Annotated in this window: 15 protein-coding genes, 5 tRNA genes and 1 pseudogene; 16 read left to right on the forward strand and 5 right to left on the reverse strand. The window is 70.5% G+C overall.

Features of this window, described 5'->3' with window-relative positions; genetic code table 11:
- The 3 genes from J7F03_RS07185 to J7F03_RS07195 all read right to left on the reverse strand — a co-directional run.
- Nucleotides 1–390: DUF742 domain-containing protein (locus tag J7F03_RS07185; RefSeq protein ID WP_214947821.1), on the reverse strand; the 390-nt coding region annotated here is incomplete at its 3' end.
- A 151-nt stretch (nt 391–541) separates the two neighbouring features.
- Nucleotides 542–955: a roadblock/LC7 domain-containing protein gene (locus tag J7F03_RS07190; protein ID WP_214947952.1), complete on the reverse strand. Its 414-nt coding sequence runs from the start codon at nt 953–955 to the stop codon at nt 542–544.
- A 9-nt stretch (nt 956–964) separates the two neighbouring features.
- On the reverse strand, nt 965–4,798 hold the full coding sequence (locus tag J7F03_RS07195) for a nitrate- and nitrite sensing domain-containing protein (protein ID WP_214947822.1): 3,834 nt from the start codon (nt 4,796–4,798) through the stop codon (nt 965–967).
- A gap of 602 nt (nt 4,799–5,400) precedes the next feature.
- On the opposite strand from J7F03_RS07195, the gene J7F03_RS07200 reads away from it, so the two are divergent.
- The 9 genes from J7F03_RS07200 to J7F03_RS07240 all read left to right on the forward strand — a co-directional run bounded on the left by J7F03_RS07200 (nt 5,401) and on the right by J7F03_RS07240 (nt 9,406).
- Nucleotides 5,401–5,586: a hypothetical protein gene (locus J7F03_RS07200; RefSeq protein WP_214947823.1), complete on the forward strand. Its 186-nt coding sequence runs from the start codon at nt 5,401–5,403 to the stop codon at nt 5,584–5,586.
- A gap of 98 nt (nt 5,587–5,684) precedes the next feature.
- Complete coding sequence (locus tag J7F03_RS07205) at nt 5,685–6,491, forward strand: fumarylacetoacetate hydrolase family protein (RefSeq protein ID WP_214947824.1); 807 nt, start codon at nt 5,685–5,687, stop codon at nt 6,489–6,491.
- Entirely contained in the window at nt 6,484–7,959 is a 1,476-nt protein-coding gene (gene gltX / locus J7F03_RS07210; protein ID WP_214947825.1) for a glutamate--tRNA ligase, read from the forward strand. The genes J7F03_RS07205 and gltX overlap by 8 nt, the downstream gene beginning before the upstream one ends.
- A gap of 136 nt (nt 7,960–8,095) precedes the next feature.
- Nucleotides 8,096–8,824: an HAD family hydrolase gene (locus J7F03_RS07215; RefSeq protein ID WP_214947826.1), complete on the forward strand. Its 729-nt coding sequence runs from the start codon at nt 8,096–8,098 to the stop codon at nt 8,822–8,824.
- A gap of 86 nt (nt 8,825–8,910) precedes the next feature.
- Nucleotides 8,911–8,982 (forward strand) — tRNA-Gln (locus J7F03_RS07220).
- Nucleotides 8,983–9,008: 26 nt separating this feature from the next.
- Nucleotides 9,009–9,081, forward strand: a tRNA-Glu gene (locus J7F03_RS07225).
- A 61-nt stretch (nt 9,082–9,142) separates the two neighbouring features.
- Nucleotides 9,143–9,215, forward strand: a tRNA-Glu gene (locus tag J7F03_RS07230).
- Nucleotides 9,216–9,239: 24 nt separating this feature from the next.
- A tRNA-Gln gene (locus J7F03_RS07235) sits at nt 9,240–9,311 on the forward strand.
- A gap of 22 nt (nt 9,312–9,333) precedes the next feature.
- Nucleotides 9,334–9,406, forward strand: a tRNA-Glu gene (locus tag J7F03_RS07240).
- A 151-nt stretch (nt 9,407–9,557) separates the two neighbouring features.
- Here J7F03_RS07240 and ndgR read toward each other — a convergent pair.
- Nucleotides 9,558–10,274, reverse strand: coding sequence for an IclR family transcriptional regulator NdgR (gene ndgR, locus J7F03_RS07245; protein ID WP_112450208.1), 717 nt, complete (start codon nt 10,272–10,274; stop codon nt 9,558–9,560).
- A gap of 184 nt (nt 10,275–10,458) precedes the next feature.
- On the opposite strand from ndgR, the gene leuC reads away from it, so the two are divergent.
- The 4 genes from leuC to J7F03_RS07265 all read left to right on the forward strand — a co-directional run bounded on the left by leuC (nt 10,459) and on the right by J7F03_RS07265 (nt 13,676).
- A complete protein-coding gene (gene leuC, locus J7F03_RS07250; protein ID WP_214947827.1) occupies nt 10,459–11,883 on the forward strand; it encodes a 3-isopropylmalate dehydratase large subunit in 1,425 nt (474 codons plus the stop codon).
- A gap of 5 nt (nt 11,884–11,888) precedes the next feature.
- Complete coding sequence (leuD, locus tag J7F03_RS07255) at nt 11,889–12,482, forward strand: 3-isopropylmalate dehydratase small subunit (protein ID WP_214947828.1); 594 nt, start codon at nt 11,889–11,891, stop codon at nt 12,480–12,482.
- A 137-nt stretch (nt 12,483–12,619) separates the two neighbouring features.
- Nucleotides 12,620–12,847, forward strand: coding sequence for a hypothetical protein (locus J7F03_RS07260; protein ID WP_112450211.1), 228 nt, complete (start codon nt 12,620–12,622; stop codon nt 12,845–12,847).
- 145 nt (nt 12,848–12,992) lie between these two features.
- Nucleotides 12,993–13,676: an HU family DNA-binding protein gene (locus J7F03_RS07265; RefSeq protein WP_214947829.1), complete on the forward strand. Its 684-nt coding sequence runs from the start codon at nt 12,993–12,995 to the stop codon at nt 13,674–13,676.
- Between the two features lie 330 nt (nt 13,677–14,006).
- On the opposite strand, the pseudogene cofC reads toward J7F03_RS07265, so the two are convergent.
- A pseudogene (gene cofC, locus J7F03_RS07270) lies at nt 14,007–14,672 on the reverse strand (2-phospho-L-lactate guanylyltransferase); the annotation flags it as partial.
- Nucleotides 14,673–14,853: 181 nt separating this feature from the next.
- On the opposite strand from cofC, the gene J7F03_RS07275 reads away from it, so the two are divergent.
- The 3 genes from J7F03_RS07275 to J7F03_RS07285 are packed head-to-tail and all read left to right on the forward strand — an operon-like array spanning nt 14,854 to nt 17,810.
- The gene (locus J7F03_RS07275) at nt 14,854–15,606 is read left to right on the forward strand and encodes a 1-acyl-sn-glycerol-3-phosphate acyltransferase (protein ID WP_214947831.1); all 753 of its coding nucleotides are present in this window, start codon (nt 14,854–14,856) and stop codon (nt 15,604–15,606) included.
- Nucleotides 15,603–16,613 carry an NAD(P)H-dependent glycerol-3-phosphate dehydrogenase gene (locus J7F03_RS07280; RefSeq protein WP_214947832.1) on the forward strand — a complete coding sequence of 337 codons (1,011 nt, stop codon included), beginning with the start codon at nt 15,603–15,605 and terminating at the stop codon, nt 16,611–16,613. The genes J7F03_RS07275 and J7F03_RS07280 overlap by 4 nt, the downstream gene beginning before the upstream one ends.
- Nucleotides 16,614–16,652: 39 nt before the next feature.
- Nucleotides 16,653–17,810: a D-alanine--D-alanine ligase family protein gene (locus tag J7F03_RS07285; RefSeq protein WP_214947833.1), complete on the forward strand. Its 1,158-nt coding sequence runs from the start codon at nt 16,653–16,655 to the stop codon at nt 17,808–17,810.
- Nucleotides 17,811–17,942: the final 132 nt, after the last annotated feature.

A 17,942-nucleotide genomic window follows, 5' to 3' on the forward strand; every position in this document is an offset into this window, starting at 1 on the left:
GAGCTTGCGAAGTCCACTGAGAACCCTCTCGAGCAGCGTTACGTCCGGAGTTCCGCCGGCCTCTCCATTGCCCGGCTGGTGGATGGCCACCATGCCGGCCTCCGCCAGGTCGGCGACGAGGATCCGGGCGACACCGAGCGGCATCGACAGCAGCGCGGAGACCTCCGCGACCGACTTCACCTCACGGCAGAGCGTGCAGATGCGCTGGTGCTCCGGGAGCAGCCCGGACAGGTGCATCGGATCGGCCGTGGTGCTGACCAGGGCCTCGATGGCGAGCTGGTAGCGCGGTCGGGTCCGGCCGCCGGTCATCGCGTACGGACGAACCAGCGGCTGGTCGCCATCCGAGTACGAGTCTCCGTACTGATCGGAATAGGCGGGGGGCGGGGTCATTGATCCTCCGGGCTGGACAGCAGTGGTCAGCGTGCCGTCTGACGGGGCGGCCGGTGGGGGGACGGTATGACGGCCTGGCGGCGGTACTTGGTTCCGGGGCGGGCGCCCCGGTCCCCCGGCCGGAAGTACCGTCCGGCCGGGAGAGCGTCAGTCAGATGAGCAGGCTTCCCTGCAGTTCCGCGCGCAGGTCCGGGGTGAGGACACTGCCCGCGCGGTCCACCAGGAGGGCCATCTCGTAGCCGACGAGGCCGATGTCGCAGTCGGGGTGCGCGAGCACGGCCAGCGAGGATCCGTCGGAGACGGACATGAGGAAGAGGAATCCCCGGTCCATCTCGACCACGGTCTGGTTGACGGCGCCGCCCTCGAAGATGCGGGAGGCCCCGGCGGTCAGCGACGTCAGCCCGGAGGCCACGGCCGCCAGCTGGTCGGCGCGGTCGCGCGGGAATCCGTCGGACATCGCCAGAAGGAGGCCGTCGGCGGATACCACCACCGTGTGGGACACCCCAGGGGTGTTGTCCACGAAGTTGGTGATCAACCAGTTCAGGTTCTGTGCCGCCTGGCTCATCGAACTCAACTATCGCTCCTGCTGGTAAGTGGGGTCGATCTGGTAACTGCCGGTAGCCGGGCCGCTGTTGCCTGCCTGGCGTCCCTGCTGGATACCGCGTCGGAGGTTGGTCAGACGGCCGCGGACGTCGTCCGGCGCCCGCGAGACCTGCGGACCTGCCTGCGCCTCGGACTGCTGCTGCGCGGTGCCGGCCACGAGGTTCGCCCGCGGTACCCGGCGGGGCAGCCCCGAAGTGGTGATGCCGCCGGCGGCGGGCTGGCGCACGCGCTCGGCCTGCCGCATCAGCTCGTCGTTCGGCGAGGAGCGCCAGCTGACGGTCGGCATCGCGCCCGTCTGCGTTTGCGGCGACTCCGCCGACCCGGCCGGTGTCTGTTCCTGGCCGCGCTGCGGCAGCGAAGGCTGCTGCGGGCGCTGGGGGGAGGCCGGAACGGGAGCCGTCGGGGCGGGCTGCTGCGACTGCTGGCCCTGGTTGGGTGCCGCCGTGGCCGGTCCTTGCGCGGGGGGCTGAGCGCCCTCCTGGCGGAACCAGTTCGACTCCAGCGTGTCGAAGATCGGGCTGCGGCCCTCGCCGGCGCCCGGGCCGGCCGGGGGCAGTGCCTCCGGCCGGGGCGCCTGCGGCAGCCGCGGAGCCTCCGCGCGCGGAGGCGGTACGGGGGCGTAGCCGGCCTGGCCCGGCTGGCCGTAGCCGCCGACACCGGGACCGCCGGGCCGCTGGCCCTGGAAGTCCGGTCGCGGGAACTGGCCGGTGGAGGCAGGGTCGGCGAAGTCCGGGCGGGGGAACTGGCCGGTGGAGGCAGGGTCGGCGAAGTCCGGGCGGGGGAACTGGCCCGTACCGCTGTTGTCGGTGTAGTCGGCCCGGCCGGCGCCGCCGAGGTTGCCGCCGGCCTGCGGGGCCGGGGCGTTGAAGTCGGGACGGGCGAACTCGGAGGTCGAGCCGGGGCCCGACAGCTCGTCGTGGCCGCGCGGTACGTCGTGCCCGCGCTGGCCGGAGCCCCAGCTGGTCGTCTGCGGGATCCCGGTGGGGGAGGTTCCCGCCCCCGGGAGCTCCGGACGAGGAGCGCCACCGCGCGGCGGCAGCTGCGGCCGGGGGCCGCGCGCGGCCGGACCGGCGGGAGCCGGGGCCGCGGGGGCGCCGGTCTGCTGCTGCGCCTGCGGGGGCTGCTGCATCTGCTGCTGGGGCGGCTGCGGACGCTCGAAGCCGTTGCCCTGCGGGAAGCCGCCGGGCCCGGACGCCGTGGGAGCGCCGGCCGGGCGGGCCTGCGGACCACCGAAGCCGCCGGGAGCGCCGGGGCCGGAGGGGGCGCCGGGGCCGGAGGGGGCGCCGGGACCCGAGACCGGACCGCGGCCCGGCAGCGGGGCACCCGAGCCGAAGGTGCTCTGCGTCTGCCCGCCGGGAGCGCCCTGCTGGGGACGGCCTGCCTGCGGTCCCTGCGGACCGCCCTGCTGGCCGGGCCCCTGGGGACGCTGTCCGCCGGGGGCTCCGCTCTGGCCGGGCAGGGCCGCGCGCTGGGCGCCGCCGGCGACCTGGCCGCGCTGCGCGGCCGCGCCCACGGGGGCACGTACGCCGGGACCGGGAAGGGAACCCTGGGCCTGAGCGCCGGAACCGCCCTGACCGGGACCGCCCTGGCCGCCGGGACCGTTCTGGCCGGGCATCGGCGCCGGCTTCTTGCCGCCCTGGGCGACGTCCACCGGGAGCATGACGAGGGCCGTCGTACCGCCCGAGTCGGAGGGGCGCAGCTGGATGCGGATGCCGTGTCGCAGGGACAGGCGGCCGACCACGAACAGGCCCATGCGGCGGGAGACGGAGACGTCCACGGTCGGCGGCGAGGCGAGCCGCTCGTTGATCGCGGCGAGGTCCTCGGGGGAGAGGCCGATGCCGGTGTCGTGGATCTCGACGAGCACGCGGCCGTCGGGAAGGGCGTGGCCGGTGACCTTGACCTTGGTCTGCGGGGAGGAGAACGAGGTGGCGTTCTCCAGCAGCTCGGCGAGCAGGTGCACGAGGTCGTTGACGACGCGGCCGGCGACATCGGTGCCGGGCACCGACGCGAGTTCGATGCGCTCGTACTGCTCCACCTCGGACGCCGCGGCGCGGAGCACGTCGACGAGCGGGACGGGGCGGGTCCACCGGCGGCCCGGCTCCTCACCCGCGAGGACGAGGAGGTTTTCGCCGTTACGGCGCATGCGGGTCGCGAGGTGGTCGAGCTTGAAGAGCGATGACAGCTGGTCCGGGTCGGCCTCGCGCGACTCCAGCTCGGAGATGAGCGAGAGCTGACGCTGGATGAGGCCCTGCGAGCGGCGCGAGAGGTTGGTGAACATCGCGTTGACGTTGCCTCGCAGGAGGGCCTGCTCGGCGGCGAGGCGGACGGCCTCGCGGTGCACGTCGTCGAAGGCCGCGGCCACCTGGCCGATCTCGTCGCGGGTGTGCAGGCCGACGGACTCCACCGTCGTGTCCACGTCCTGCGGGTCGGACTCGGACAGCTGCTTGACGAGCTCGGGCAGGCGGTCCTGGGCGACGCGGGTCGCGGTGTCCTGCAGGCGGCGCAGCGAGCGGATCATCGAGCGGGCCATGACGAAGGCGCCGACGAGGGAGACGCCGAGGACGAGGAAGATCAGCGCACCGTTGATGATGGCGTCGCGCTGCGACTCGTTCTTGAGCTCGCGGGCCTTCTGCTCCATGTCCTCGAGCAGGGTGAGCTCGATGACCTTCATGGCCTGGAGCTTGGTGTCGTCCGCGTCGTACCAGTCCATCCAGGACCGGTTCTTCTCCTTGGCGAACTGGTCCTTGGTGTTCAGGACGCGGCGGGCGTAGTGGTCGGCGGTGCCGATCTCCTGGTTGCCGTCGCCGAGCACCGAGAGGAGTTCCTCGGGCTTGCCCTGGTAGACGAGTTCGAAGGTCTTCTTCGACTGCTCCTCGCCGCGGAGCGCGGAGAGGGCGTACAGCCGGTCGTTCTCGTTGAGGACGCCGCCCTTGGTGGGGTCCTCGGGGAGCGAGGCCGCGATGATCGCGCGCTGGATCGAGGCGTACTCCTTGGCGGAGGAGAACGCCGCCAGGGCGCGCGTGCGCTTGATCATCTCGGGGTTCGAGGTGGCCTGGGCCATGTCCTGCGAGAGCGAGAGCAGCGAGACGATCAGCGAGTTGTACTCGGTGACGGTCTGCTGGGCGCCGTTCTGGTACGCCTTCTTGCGGATTTCCTCGATGTTGGTGAGCTGGCGGCCGATCTGCAGGATGTTGTTGCGGATCGACTTGAGCGTCTCGTCCTTGTCCTCCGCGTTGTCGACCTTGTCGGTCGCGGCGGCGAAGGCCTTGGCGGCGGAGTCGGTCTGGTCGCGGACGCCCTGGACGAGGCTGTTGGGCTTGCCCGCCTGGCCGGGTACCGACAGCGGACCGGCGGAGTTGTCACGCTCGGCCTGCAGCATGGCGGCCAGGTTGGTGGCCTGCCGGGTCATCGTCGTCAGCAGCTGCATGTGCTCCAGCTGCGCGATGTCGTTCATCGAGTCGTTGATGCGGAAGCCACCGAGCGTGGTGGCGGCGACGACCGGCAGGGTCAGCAGCGACACCAGTCGCGTGCTGATGCGCCAGTTCTGCATGGCGAGACGGGAACCGGACCCACTGGGGGCCTTGGGTATCGCCGTGTCGCGCTCGGCCGACTCGTCGTTGCCCCTGGGCGCGCCCTTGGGCTTGGCGCGTCCCTTCGCCTTCACCGCGACGGAGGCGTCGGGGCCCCCGCCTTCGACAGCCGGCCCGCGGTTTTGGGCGTGCTGGGGCGAGGAGCCACGGTCGGTCCCGCCGCGCGGCTCCTGCTCCGCCGCAGCGCTGCCATCCCTCTTGAATCGTCCCTGCACTAGCGTCGCAACCTCTGGACCAGGCGTCCCGCCGGGCGACCGGTGGGACGGTGTCGAGTCGTGGGGCAATGCGCCCCATGGTGGTCGTCGGTGACCGGCGCGTCTCCCTCTCCGTTGCCGCCGCGCTCGGCGCTGTCTCGCGCCACCTGCGCGCCGGCTGATTCCCGCGGCGGTCCCGCGAATTCCAGCACAGAGGCGGATCTCCAACAAGGTGCGAGTGTCGGCCCGGAGAGTCGGTCACGGCTTGCGACCGAGGCACTACCCGGCGTGGGGGCCAATTCATCTGTAATCGGACTTACGCCGCCCAAACTCCACGCCTGTCAAGGTGCCCTAGTCGAGATGATCAGGAGCGGAATGGCGCATTCAGTGGCGCAATGTCTGTTTTTTCGGGTGCAATTGACTGCCCGTAATGCCCGTAATGACCGGTCACGGGTGAGCAAACTCACATAGCCGTGGCCATTACTTCCCGGTTCAGCCGGGGATTCAGATGTTTAGCCTTGAGCTTTACAGGGTTGGCGCGTGCGACAAGCGGCACCCCCGAAGGCATCCCGGCGGCACCCGCCGCCGCCATCCGACCAGCGAGCCGAGGGCCCCACACTCCGATGAAGACGACGATGATGTTCCGCAACATAGCCAACCCGCGCCGCACCACCCTCGCGCACCTCAAGGACGCCGAGGAGCTGCAGGCCGTACCGGCCCCGGAGCACACCGTCGAGCTGCCGGGCCAGACCGCGAACCCGCGCCGCACCATCCTGATGGACGCGCCGGTCGCCGCCGCCGCGCAGTAGGCCCCCGGCGAAAGCCGCGCGAAGCGTCGGCCCCCACCGCGTTAGCCTGGAGTCTGCAGACTCCAGCCAGCGGAAATACAGAGGGGCAGACGCAACACGTGCGCATCGCCAGGTTCTCGATCGACGGCAATGTCGCGTTCGGCGTGGTCGAGGGCAGCACTGCCCCCGGCGCCGAAGGTGAGCTCGTCCTCGACATCATCAAGGGCATCCCGTTCGCGGACTTCGAGCTCTCCGGCACGAAGGTCCCGCTGAGCAAGGTCCGGCTGCTGCCGCCCGTGCTCCCCAACAAGGTCGTGGCCATCGGCCGCAACTACGCGGAGCACGCGGCGGAGCTGGGCAACACCATCGTCGACAGCGAAGGCCGTCCGGACGCCCCGATCACGTTCTTCAAGCCCTCCACCTCGGTGGTCGGCCCGGGCGACCCGATCGCGTACCCCTCCTTCTCCCAGGACCTCCACCACGAGGCGGAACTCGCCGTGGTCATCGGACGCATGTGCCGCGAGGTCCCGCGCGAGCGGGTCAAGGACGTCATCCTCGGCTACACCTGCGCCAACGACGTCACCGCGCGCGACGTCCAGCAGCGCGAGAAGCAGTGGGCCCGCGCCAAGGGCTTCGACAGCGCCTGCCCCCTCGGCCCCTGGATCGAGACCGACCTCGACCCGAGCGACCTGACCATCCAGTGCACCGTCAACGGCGAACAGCGCCAGCTCGGCCGCACCAGTCAGATGATCCGCTCCATCGAGGACCTGATCGTGCACATCACCGAGGCCATGACGCTGCTCCCGGGCGACGTCATCCTCACGGGGACCCCGGCCGGAGTCGGCCCCCTCAACGTCGGCGACGAGGTCGCCGTCACCATCGAAGGCATCGGCACTCTCACCAACAAGGTGATCAAGCGTGGCTAACGCGAACGTCCGCGTACGTTTCTGTCCGTCCCCGACCGGCAACCCCCACGTGGGCCTGGTCCGCACGGCCCTCTTCAACTGGGCGTTCGCCCGCCACCACGGCGGTACGTTCGTCTTCCGCATCGAGGACACCGACGCGGCCCGCGACTCCGAGGAGTCGTACGGGCAGCTGCTCGACTCGCTGCGCTGGCTCGGCTTCACCTGGGACGAGGGTCCCGAGGTCGGCGGCCCGCACGCCCCGTACCGCCAGTCCGAGCGCATGGACATCTACAAGGATGTCGCGCAGAAGCTGCTCGACGGCGGTTACGCGTACCACTGCTACTGCACCACCGAGGAGCTCGACGCGCGCCGCGCCGCCGCCCGCGCGGCCGGCAAGCCCTCCGGCTACGACGGCCACTGCCGCGAGCTGACCACCGTGCAGGTCGAGGCGTACCAGGGCGAGCACCGCTCCTCCATCGTCCGCTTCCGGATGCCCGAGGAGCCGATCACCTTCACGGACCTCGTCCGCGGCGAGCTGACCTTCACCCCGGACAACGTGCCGGACTTCGGCATCCTCCGGGCCAACGGCGCCCCGCTGTACACGCTGGTCAACCCGGTCGACGACGCGCTCATGGAGATCACCCACGTCCTGCGCGGCGAGGACCTGCTCTCCTCGACCCCCCGCCAGATCGCCCTGTACAAGGCGCTGATCGAGCTGGGCGTCGCCAAGACCACCCCCGCCTTCGGCCACCTGCCGTACGTGATGGGCGAGGGCAACAAGAAGCTCTCCAAGCGCGACCCCGAGGCCTCCCTCAACCTGTACCGCGAGCGCGGCTTCCTGCCCGAGGGCCTGCTGAACTACCTCTCGCTGCTGGGATGGTCCTTCTCCAAGGACCAGGACATCTTCTCGATCGATGAGATGGTCGCGAAGTTCGACATTCCGGACGTCAACGCGAACCCGGCGCGCTTCGACCTCAAGAAGGCCGAGTCGATCAACGCGGACCACATCCGCATGCTGGACCCGAAGGCCTTCGCGGACGCCTGCGCCCCGTGGCTGACGGCCCCGCACGCCAACTGGGCCCCCGAGGACTTCGACGCCGCGGCCTGGGAGCGCATCGCGCCCTACGCCCAGACCCGCGTCACGGTCCTGTCTGACATCACGGCCAACGTCGACTTCCTGTTCCTGAAGGAGCCGGTGGAGGACCAGGCCTCGTGGGACAAGGCGATGAAGGGCGACCCGGCGGCCCTGCTGACGACGGCCCGCGAGAACCTGTCCGCCGCCGACTGGTCGGACCCCGAGTCCCTCAAGCAGGCGGTCCTGACCGCCGGCGAGACCCACGGCCTCAAGCTCGGCAAGGCCCAGGCTCCGGTCCGCGTCGCGGTCACCGGCCGCACGATCGGCCTCCCGCTCTTCGAGTCCCTGGAGATCCTGGGCAAGGACCGCTCCCTGTCCCGCATCGACGCGACCCTGGCGAAGCTCGCCGCGTAAGCGCACGGCGCGTACGCGCACCCGCACGCCCCGCAGGGGCGGCCACCGGACCTCCGGCGGCCGCCCCTGCGGCGTTTTCGGCCCGACTTCCCCGTCGTGCCCGTGCCCGACGGGGCCGCGGCGTAGGGTCGGCCGTATGGCGATACGCGCGGTGCTGTGGGACATCGACGACACCCTGTTCGACTACACCGGGGCCGACCGGGCCGGGCTCGCGGCGCACCTCGCCGACGAGGGGCTGGCCGAGCGGTACGGGACCGCGAGCGAGGCGCTCGCGCTCTGGCGGCGCATCACCGACCGGCACTGGGAGCGCTTCGCCGCCGGGGAGGGGACCTTCCAGGGGCAGCGCCGGGACCGGGTGCGGGAGTTCCTCGGGGCGCCCGCGCTGAGCGACGCGCAGGCCGACGACTGGTTCGGGCGGTACGTCGAGCACTACCAGGCCGCCTGGGAGCTGTTCCCCGACGTGGTGCCCGTACTGGACGCCCTGGCCGGCGGCTACCGGCACGGGGTGCTCTCCAACTCCTCCGTGGCCAACCAGGACCCCAAGCTGCGCCACCTGGGCCTGCGCGACCGCTTCGAGGTCCTCGTGTGCGCCGTGGAGCTGGGCGTCAGCAAGCCCGAGGCCGGCGCCTTCCTCGCCGCGTGCGCCGAGATGGGGCTGGAGCCCGGGGAAGTGGTCTACGTGGGGGACCAGCCGGAGATCGACGCGCGCGGTGCCCGTGACGCCGGACTGACGGCCGTCTGGCTCGACCGCGACGGGGAGCGCGGGCCGGGACCGGACGGAGTGCACCGGATCGCCGGACTCGACCGGCTCCCGCAGGTGCTGGCCGGGGATACCCGTTTTGGAGCACGGTCAGCCATCCGGTAATGTTCTTTCTGCGCCGCCCGCTCGGGCCGAAAGGCCGGGCCGGAGACGCTAACCGAACGAAAGTCCCTCAGGGTCTTGCGTTTTGGTGGGCTATAGTGTAATTGGCAACACGAGAGTTTCTGGTTCTCTTATTCTAGGTTCGAGTCCTGGTAGCCCAGCGCAGTTCAGCAGTAACGCAGTGCTTGCCCCCGTTGTGTAGCGGCCTAGCACGCCGCCCTCTCAAGGCGGTAGCGCCGGTTCGAATCCGGTCGGGGGTACAGATCCTTCCCGCGAGATCTCCAGGGTCGCACCCGGATGTTTTGATGCAGGATCGCTAGGGCCCCCGTTGTGTAGCGGCCTAGCACGCCGCCCTCTCAAGGCGGTAGCGCCGGTTCGAATCCGGTCGGGGGTACGGTGTCTAGCTGGTCTAGACCTGTGGGCTATAGTGTAATTGGCAACACGAGAGTTTCTGGTTCTCTTATTCTAGGTTCGAGTCCTGGTAGCCCAGCGCAGTACCGCAGTAGCAGCTAGCCCCCGTTGTGTAGCGGCCTAGCACGCCGCCCTCTCAAGGCGGTAGCGCCGGTTCGAATCCGGTCGGGGGTACGCACAGGAGAGGCCTTCCGCGTTCATCGCGGAGGGCCTCTTCTTCGTTTCACGGACAAGGCGCACAAGTATGGGCCCGAAGGCGCGCGTTCGGACGTGTGCGGCGTCGTGCGCGCCCCCGGGCCCGGGGGAGTGGTGGGAGGTCGGAAGGTCAGCTGGAGCGGCGCAGGGCCTCGGTCAGGCGGGCCGCCGCGTCGATGACGGCCTGGGCGTGCATGCGCCCCGGGTGCCGGGTCAGGCGCTCGATCGGTCCGGAGACCGACACGGAGGCCACCACCCGGTTCGAGGGGCCGCGCACCGGTGCCGATACGGAGGCCACGCCGGGCTCCCGCTCGCCGATCGACTGCGCCCAGCCGCGGCGCCGTACGCCCGAGAGCGCCGTCGCCGTGAAGCGCGCGCCCTGCAGGCCGCGGTGGAGCCGCTCGGGCTCCTCCCAGGCCATCAGGATCTGCGCGGCCGAGCCGGCCTTCATCGGAAGCGTGGAGCCCACCGGGACGGTGTCCCGCAGGCCCGACAGCCGCTCGGCGGCCGCCACGCAGATGCGCATGTCGCCCTGACGCCGGTAGAGCTGCGCGCTCTCTCCCGTCACGTCCCGGAGGTGGGTGAGCACCGGTCCGGCCGTGGCCAGCAGGCGGTCCTCGCCGGCCGCGGCGGCGAGCTCCGCCAGCCGCGGTCCGAGGATGAACCGGCCCTGCATGTCCCTCGCCACCATCCGGTGGTGTTCCAGTGCCACGGCAAGGCGATGTGCCGTGGGTCGTGCGAGCCCTGTCGCCGCGACCAGCCCGGCGAGGGTGGCCGGACCGGACTCCAGTGCGCTCAATACCAGAGCTGCCTTGTCGAGAACGCCGACGCCGCTAGAGTTGTCCATGAAACGATATTCGCGTCTCACACTGTGAAACGCAAGTTCAATTTTTCCAAGAACGAGCGAGTCTGTATGTGCGGGTCCACGAACCACTGGGTCCGAGCCGTCGTCCGGGACGTGGGGTACGGGCGATCAGGCGCACAAGATCTCTATGAAGCGCCGGCACAACCGGCCGGCCGGAGGGAAAGCGATGGGTAGGACACTCGCGGAGAAGGTCTGGGACGACCATGTCGTCCGGCGCGCGGAGGGCGAGCCCGATCTCCTCTTCATCGATCTGCACCTGCTGCACGAGGTGACCAGCCCGCAGGCCTTCGAGGGTCTGCGCCAGGCCGGCCGCAAGGTCCGCCGTCTCGACCTCACCATCGCGACCGAGGACCACAACACCCCCACGATCGACATCGACAAGCCGATCGCGGATCCGGTCTCCCGGGCCCAGCTCGAGACGCTGCGGGCGAACTGCGCGGAGTTCGGCGTACGCCTGCACTCGCTGGGCGACGTGGAGCAGGGTGTCGTCCACGTCGTGGGGCCGCAGCTGGGCCTGACCCAGCCGGGCACCACGGTGGTCTGCGGCGACTCGCACACCTCCACGCACGGCGCCTTCGGCGCGCTGGCCTTCGGCATCGGCACGAGCCAGGTCGAGCACGTGCTGGCGACCCAGACGCTGCCCCTGGCCCGCCCCAAGACGATGGCGATCACCGTCACCGGCGCGCTGGCCGACGGCGTCACCGCCAAGGACCTGATCCTGGCGATCATCGCCAAGATCGGCACCGGCGGCGGCCAGGGCTACATCCTGGAGTACCGCGGCAAGGCCATCGAGCAGCTGTCGATGGAAGCCCGCATGACCATCTGCAACATGTCGATCGAGGCCGGCGCCCGCGCGGGCATGATCGCCCCCGACCAGACCACCTTCGACTACCTCCAGGGCCGCGACCACGCCCCGGCGGGCGAGGACTGGGACGCGGCGGTCGCGTACTGGAAGACCCTGCGCACCGACGAGGACGCGGTCTTCGACGCCGAGGTCGTCATCGACGGCACCACGCTGTCCCCGTTCGTCACCTGGGGCACCAACCCGGGCCAGGGCGCGCCGCTGTCGGCCGACGTCCCCGACCCTGCTTCGTACGAGGACGCTTCGGAGCGCCACGCCGCCGAAAAGGCCCTGGAGTACATGGGGTTGACCGCCGGGCAGCCGCTGCGCGACATCAAGGTCGACACCGTCTTCGTAGGTTCCTGCACCAACGGCCGCATCGAGGACCTGCGCGCCGTCGCCGGCATCATCGAGGGCCGCAAAGTCGCCGACGGCGTACGGATGCTGGTCGTCCCGGGCTCCGTCCGGGTCGCCCTGCAGGCCGTGGCGGAGGGCCTGGACAAGGTCTTCAAGGAGGCCGGCGCCGAATGGCGGCACGCGGGCTGCTCGATGTGTCTGGGCATGAACCCCGACCAACTGGCGCCTGGTGAGCGCTCCGCGTCCACCTCCAACCGCAACTTCGAGGGCCGGCAGGGCAAGGGCGGGCGCACCCACCTGGTCTCCCCGCAGGTGGCCGCCGCCACCGCGGTGCTGGGCCACCTGGCCTCGCCCGCCGACCTGTCCGACGCCACCGCGACCGCCGGAGTCTGAGAACGATGGAAGCCTTCACCACCCACACCGGCCGGGCCGTCCCGCTGCGCCGCAGCAACGTCGACACCGACCAGATCATCCCGGCCCACTGGCTGAAGAAGATCACCCGCGACGGGTTCGAGGACGGGCTCTTCGAGGCCTGGCGCAAGGACCCGGAGTTCATCACGAACCGTCCGGAGCGCGAGGGTGCGACCGTCCTGGTCGCCGGTCCCGACTTCGGCACCGGCTCCTCGCGCGAACACGCCGTCTGGGCCCTGCAGAACTTCGGCTTCAAGGCGGTCATCTCCTCCCGCTACGCCGACATCTTCCGCGGCAACTCGCTGAAGAACGGTCTGCTGACCGTCGTCCTGCCCCAGGAGACCGTCGAGCGGCTGTGGAAGCTGACCGAGGCCGACCCCACCGCCGAGATCACGGTCGACCTGGTCGACCGCCAGGTTCGAGCCGAAGGCGTCGTCGCGGAGTTCGAACTCGACGACAATGCCCGCTGGCGGCTGCTGGAGGGTCTGGACGACATCTCGCTCACCCTTCAGAACGAAGCGGACATCGCCATTTACGAAAGCGGCCGGCCCACCTTCAAGCCGCGCACGATTCAGGCGTGATTCCGGCCTGATCAGGGCTTATTCACCCTAGGGTGATCACATCGCCAACACTGTGCCCCCTGCCTTCCGGCAGGGGGCACAGCTGTGTGTTGAGGCCCCGTGAGGCGACAACTCGCCCCAGATGGCACAATCTGTGCATGGAACGCGACAGTCAACTTGAGCTCTACGAACTCGTCGCGGACCGATTGAAAGAAGCACACACAAGGGTGCGCGAACTGCAAGTCCCGGAGGGCGTAAGGATGGCGCTGTCCCGGAAGCTGTTGGTCGTCACGGCTGCGGCGAAGCATGATCTCGCCGATGCGGCAAGGCGCCTGGACAGGTTGATGAAGGACCTCGACGAGGGTCGATTCCCTGAAGGCGACTGATGCGAAGGAACTCCGTAACGGCCTACAGCGTTGCGGCACTAGGGTGATAAGCCCGTTTCGTGTTTGATTTGCGGTATATATCCGCCTAACGTGCGAAATAAGCTTGAACACATTCGTTCTGGCGAAGTCTCCGAAGGGGAAGACGTTGAACAAGGCGCAGCTCGTAGAAGCGATTGCCGACAAGCTGGGCGGCCGTCAGCAGGCCGCGGACGCTGTCGACGCGGTACTGGACGCCATCGTCCGCGCGACCGTCGCGGGCGACCGGGTCTCGGTCACGGGCTTCGGCTCGTTCGAGAAGGTCGACCGCCCGGCCCGCTACGCACGCAACCCGCAGACGGGTGAGCGCGTCCGGGTCAAGAAGACCTCGGTTCCCCGCTTCCGTGCGGGCCAGGGGTTCAAGGATCTGGTCGCCGGCACCAAGAAGCTGCCCAAGGGCGGCGAGGTGTCGGTGAAGAAGGCACCCAAGGGCAGCCTCACGGGTGGCTCTTCCGCCGCCGCCGCCACGGTGAAGAAGGCCGCGGCGAAGAAGGCCACCACCGCCAAGAAGGCGGCTGCCAAGACCGCGGTCGCCAAGAAGGTCACGGCCAAGAAGGTCGCCACCACCGCCAAGAAGACGGCCGCGAAGACCGCCGTGGCGAAGAAGGCCGCGCCCGCGGCCAAGAAGGCGACCGTCAAGAAGGCCGCGGCGACGGCGAAGAAGGCCACCGCCACCGCGAAGAAGACCGCTCCGGCGGCCAAGAAGGCCACCGCCGCGACGAAGGCGCCCGCCAAGAAGACGGCGACGCGCAAGGCCACCGCGAAGAAGGCCACCGCCCGCAAGACCAAGTAGGGCAGGAGTTCACGCGCCGGGCCGGCTTCCCCACCTCGGGGAAGCCGGCCCGCGGTGCGTTAGCGCAGGTCGCGGCCGCCAAGCCCGCGGCCTTGAAGGCCGTGGCGGGGAAGGCCGCGGCGGGGGAAGTCAGAACGTCAGCAGCGTCACCAGGGTGATCCGCAGGCCCGCGCCCTCGCCGTCCGTCTCGATCCGGACCCGCTGCCCGGGGCGCAGCAGCCGCAGGCCGCCCGCGTCGAACGCCGGGGCCTCGAAGGGCACCGGGGTGCCGTCGTCCAGCAGCACACTGCCGCTGCGGGTCTGGGAGTCGTACGTGTACGCGGTCGCCTGCATACGGGCACTGTATCGGGCCGTGTGGGGCCCCACGCCGAGGGTGAGGGCCGTCCGCAGATCCGCCGCCGTGTCCACGTCCCGGCGCACGCTGTCGACGCCTTCCAAGGCCATTTCCACCGCCCCCGACGCCGAATGGCGGGCCCGTGACGGGCCGCCGAACGAGGGTGTCAATTCCACGTCCGGAGCAGCGGAAAGCAAGGTCGTCCCGATTCCCGCCGCATCCGCCAGAAATGCCCGGGGAAATACCGATGCGGTTTCGAGCACGCGTAGCAATTCGGGCGGCCGCAACGCCGGCAGGTCGGCATTCATCGCGGCCACCGCCGCCCCCGGCCTGCCCGTACGTATCTCCCGTGCCCCGTGGGCCAGTGCCGCGTTGAGCCCGGCCGCCGGGGAATCCGGCACGATCCGCGCCCCCAGCCGCGCCAGTTCCGCCCCGGCCGCGGGGTCGTCCGTGACGACCACCACATCGGCGACCGCCGCGCAGGCCAGCGCCCCCGCGACGGTGTCCAGCGCGAACGCCAGGGCCAGCCCCGGCCGGGATCCGCCGACGGCCTCCGCGAGACGGCTCTTGGCCACCGCCAAGGGCTTCAGCGGAACCACCAGACTCCAGACGGCGTTCGTGACGGACCCCTTCCCTCCGGTTGTGCTCGCGAGGCCGCGCAGACCATGCGCGGGTCATGACCTGGTCATGCGTGGGCCCATTGTCACCTCATGCCGGGCGACCCGGGGCCTGACCCGGGTGTGCGGGGCGTACGGTGTTCTCGACAGAGACCGGACCCGGGGCGACACTTGTCCGGCCCCGAGGCGCCCAAGCCGCGCACCGGTCCTAGAGGAAGGTGTCCGAGTGTCCCGCCGCAGAATCGGCTTCTGGTACCGCCTTGCGGCGGCCATCGCGAAACCGCCGCTGGTAGTGCTGTTCAAGCGGGACTGGCGGGGAACGGAACATATTCCGGCCGAGGGCGGATTCATCACCGCCGTCAATCACAACTCGTATCTGGACCCGCTGTCCTACGCGCACTTCCAGTACAACACCGGCCGGGTGCCCCGATTGCTCGGCAAGGCGGCCCTCTTCGACGTCCCGATTGTCGGCGCGATCCTGCGCGGATCCGGCCAGATCCCCGTCTACCGGGAGTCCACCAACGCCCTGGACGCATTCCGGGCGGCCGTGGATGCGATCGAGAAGGGGGAATGCGTCGCTTTCTACCCGGAAGGCACCCTCACCCGCGACCCCGACATGTGGCCGATGGCCGGCAAGACCGGCGCCGCACGCGTGGCACTCATGACCAAGGCCCCCGTCATCCCGGTGGCCCAGTGGGGCGCGAACCTCGCGATGCCGCCCTACGCCAAGGAGAACAAGCTCAGCCTGTTCCCGCGCAAAACCCTCCAGGTCCTCGCCGGACCGCCCGTGGACCTCTCCGAGTACTACGACCGGGAACCCACCCCGGACGTGCTCAAGGACGTCACCGAAGTCATCATGGCGGCCGTCACCGGGCTGCTGGAGGAGCTGCGGGGAGAGAAGGCGCCCGCGCAGCCGTACGACCATCGCAAGGCCAGGGCGGAACAGCGGCGCAAAGCCGCGGGGGAGGGCAACAAGTGACACGTCCCGTGAAGGCAGCCGTATTCGGAACCGGCTCCTGGGGCACGGCCTTCGCCATGGTGCTCGCCGACGCCGGCTGCGAGGTGGTCCTGTGGGGCCGCCGCCAGGAGCTCGCCGACGCCGTCAACGACAGCCGGACCAACCCGGACTACCTGCCCGGCGTCGAACTCCCCGCGAACATCCGCGCCACCACCGACCCGGCCGAGGCCGCGGCGGGCGCCGACTTCACCGTCCTCGCCGTCCCCTCCCAGACCCTGCGCGGCAACCTCGCCGACTGGGCGCCGCTGCTCGCCCCCGACACCGTGCTCGTCTCCCTGATGAAGGGCGTCGAACTCGGCACCGCCAAGCGGATGAGCGAGGTCATCGAAGAGGTGGCCAAGGTCCCCGCCGGCCGCGTCGCCGTCGTCACCGGCCCCAACCTGGCCCGCGAGATCGCCGCCCGGCAGCCCGCCGCATCCGTGGTCGCCTGCGTGGACGAAGCAGTCGCCCGGCGCCTCCAGGCCGCCTGCCACACCCCGTACTTCCGCCCGTACACGAGCACCGACGTCGTCGGCTGCGAGCTCGGCGGCGCCGTCAAGAACGTCATCGGCCTGGCCGTCGGCATCGCGGACGGCATGGGCCTCGGCGACAACACCAAGGGCTCGCTCATCACCCGGGGCCTCGCCGAAGCCACCCGCCTGGGCCTGGCGATGGGCGCCGACCCGCTCACCTTCTCCGGCCTCGCGGGCCTCGGCGACCTCGTCGCCACCTGCTCCTCGCCGCTCTCCCGGAACCACACCTTCGGCACCAACCTCGGCCGCGGGATGACCCTGGAGGAGACCATCGCGGTCACCAAGCAGACCGCCGAGGGCGTCAAGTCCTGCCAGTCCGTGGCCGATCTGGCCCGCCGCCACGGGGTCGACATGCCGATCACCGACACCGTCGTCGACATCGTCCACCACGGCAAGCCCACCCTGGTCGCCCTCAAGGAACTCATGGGGCGCAGCGCCAAACCGGAACGGCGCTGACTGCTTTCCGGACGTCCGAGCGGGTACCCTCGTGGCGATATGAGCAGCGAGAACCTCCCCCAGACCCCTGAGCAGCAGGGCCGCAAGCCCCGCGTGGCCGTCGTGTTCGGCGGCCGCAGCTCGGAACACGCCATCTCGGTCGTCACCGCGGGCGCCGTCCTGCGCTCGATCGACCGCTCCAAGTACGAGGTGCTGCCCATCGGCATCACCACGGACGGCCGGTGGGCGCTGACCGCCGACGAGCCCTCCCGGATGGCCATCGCCGACCGGCAGCTCCCGAACGTCGAGCAGCTCGCGGACTCCGAGTACGGCGCCGTGGTGCTCTCCGTCGACCCGGCCAGCCGCGAGGTCGTCTACACCGAGCCCGGCGCCGTCCCCAAGGCCCTGGGCGAGGTCGACGTCGTCTTCCCCGTCCTGCACGGCCCGTACGGCGAGGACGGCACGCTCCAGGGCCTCCTGGAGCTCTCCGGCGTCCCGTACGTCGGCTCGGGCGTCCTCGCCTCGGCCGTCGGCCAGGACAAGGACTACATGAAGCGGGTCTTCACGTCCTTCGGGCTGCGCGTCGGCCCGTACGTGACCATCCGCCCCCGCGAGTGGGAGAACGACCGCGAGGGCGCCCTCGCCCGCATCACGGACTTCGCCGGCGAGCACGGCTGGCCGCTGTTCATCAAGCCCGCGCGGGCCGGCTCCTCGATCGGCATCACCAAGGTCGACGACGCCTCCGGGCTGGACGCCGCCATCCGCGAGGCCCGCCGCCACGACCCGAAGATCATCGTGGAGGCGCTGCTGCGCGGCCGCGAGATCGAGTGCGGGGTCCTGGAGTTCGAGGACGGGCCGCGCGCGAGCGTGCCCGCCGAGATCCCGCCGGTCTCCAGCCACGACTTCTACGACTTCGAGGCGAAGTACATCGACTCCGCCTCCGGAATCGTGCCGGCCCCGCTCACCGCGGAGCAGACCGCCGAGGTGCAGAAGCTCGCGATCGAGGCCTTCGACGCCGCGTCCTGCGAGGGCCTGGTGCGCGCCGACTTCTTCCTCACCGAGGACGGCACCTTCGTCATCAACGAGATCAACACGATGCCGGGCTTCACCCCGATCTCCATGTACCCGCGGATGTGGCAGGAGTCGGGCATCGAGTACCCGGAGCTGGTGGACTGCCTGATCCAGGCCGCCCTGCGCCGCTCCACCGGGCTGCGCTAGGGCCTAGGCCCTGGGCCGCGCGTTCTCCCGTACGCACAAGGACCGCCCGCCGCCCGCCCTGAAAAGGGTGGCCGGCGGGCGGTCCTTGTGAGCGGCGGGCGGCGGGCGGGTGCGAAACCCGTACGCCGCCGC

The sequence above is a fragment of the Streptomyces sp. ISL-43 genome, assembly GCF_018614195.1.
Taxonomy (GTDB): Bacteria; Actinomycetota; Actinomycetes; order Streptomycetales; family Streptomycetaceae; genus Streptomyces.

Bases quoted from the DNA above. Each gene is read 5' to 3' on its own strand.
- J7F03_RS07190 (WP_214947952.1), bottom strand. From the start codon at position 955: ATGAGCCAGGCGGCACAGAACCTGAACTGGTTGATCACCAACTTCGTG.
- J7F03_RS07200 (WP_214947823.1), top strand. From the start codon at position 5,401: ATGAAGACGACGATGATGTTCCGCAACATAGCCAACCCGCGCCGCACC.
- J7F03_RS07215 (WP_214947826.1), top strand. From the start codon at position 8,096: ATGGCGATACGCGCGGTGCTGTGGGACATCGACGACACCCTGTTCGAC.
- ndgR (WP_112450208.1), bottom strand. From the start codon at position 10,274: ATGGACAACTCTAGCGGCGTCGGCGTTCTCGACAAGGCAGCTCTGGTA.
- leuC (WP_214947827.1), top strand. From the start codon at position 10,459: ATGGGTAGGACACTCGCGGAGAAGGTCTGGGACGACCATGTCGTCCGG.
- leuD (WP_214947828.1), top strand. From the start codon at position 11,889: ATGGAAGCCTTCACCACCCACACCGGCCGGGCCGTCCCGCTGCGCCGC.
- J7F03_RS07260 (WP_112450211.1), top strand. From the start codon at position 12,620: ATGGAACGCGACAGTCAACTTGAGCTCTACGAACTCGTCGCGGACCGA.
- J7F03_RS07285 (WP_214947833.1), top strand. From the start codon at position 16,653: ATGAGCAGCGAGAACCTCCCCCAGACCCCTGAGCAGCAGGGCCGCAAG.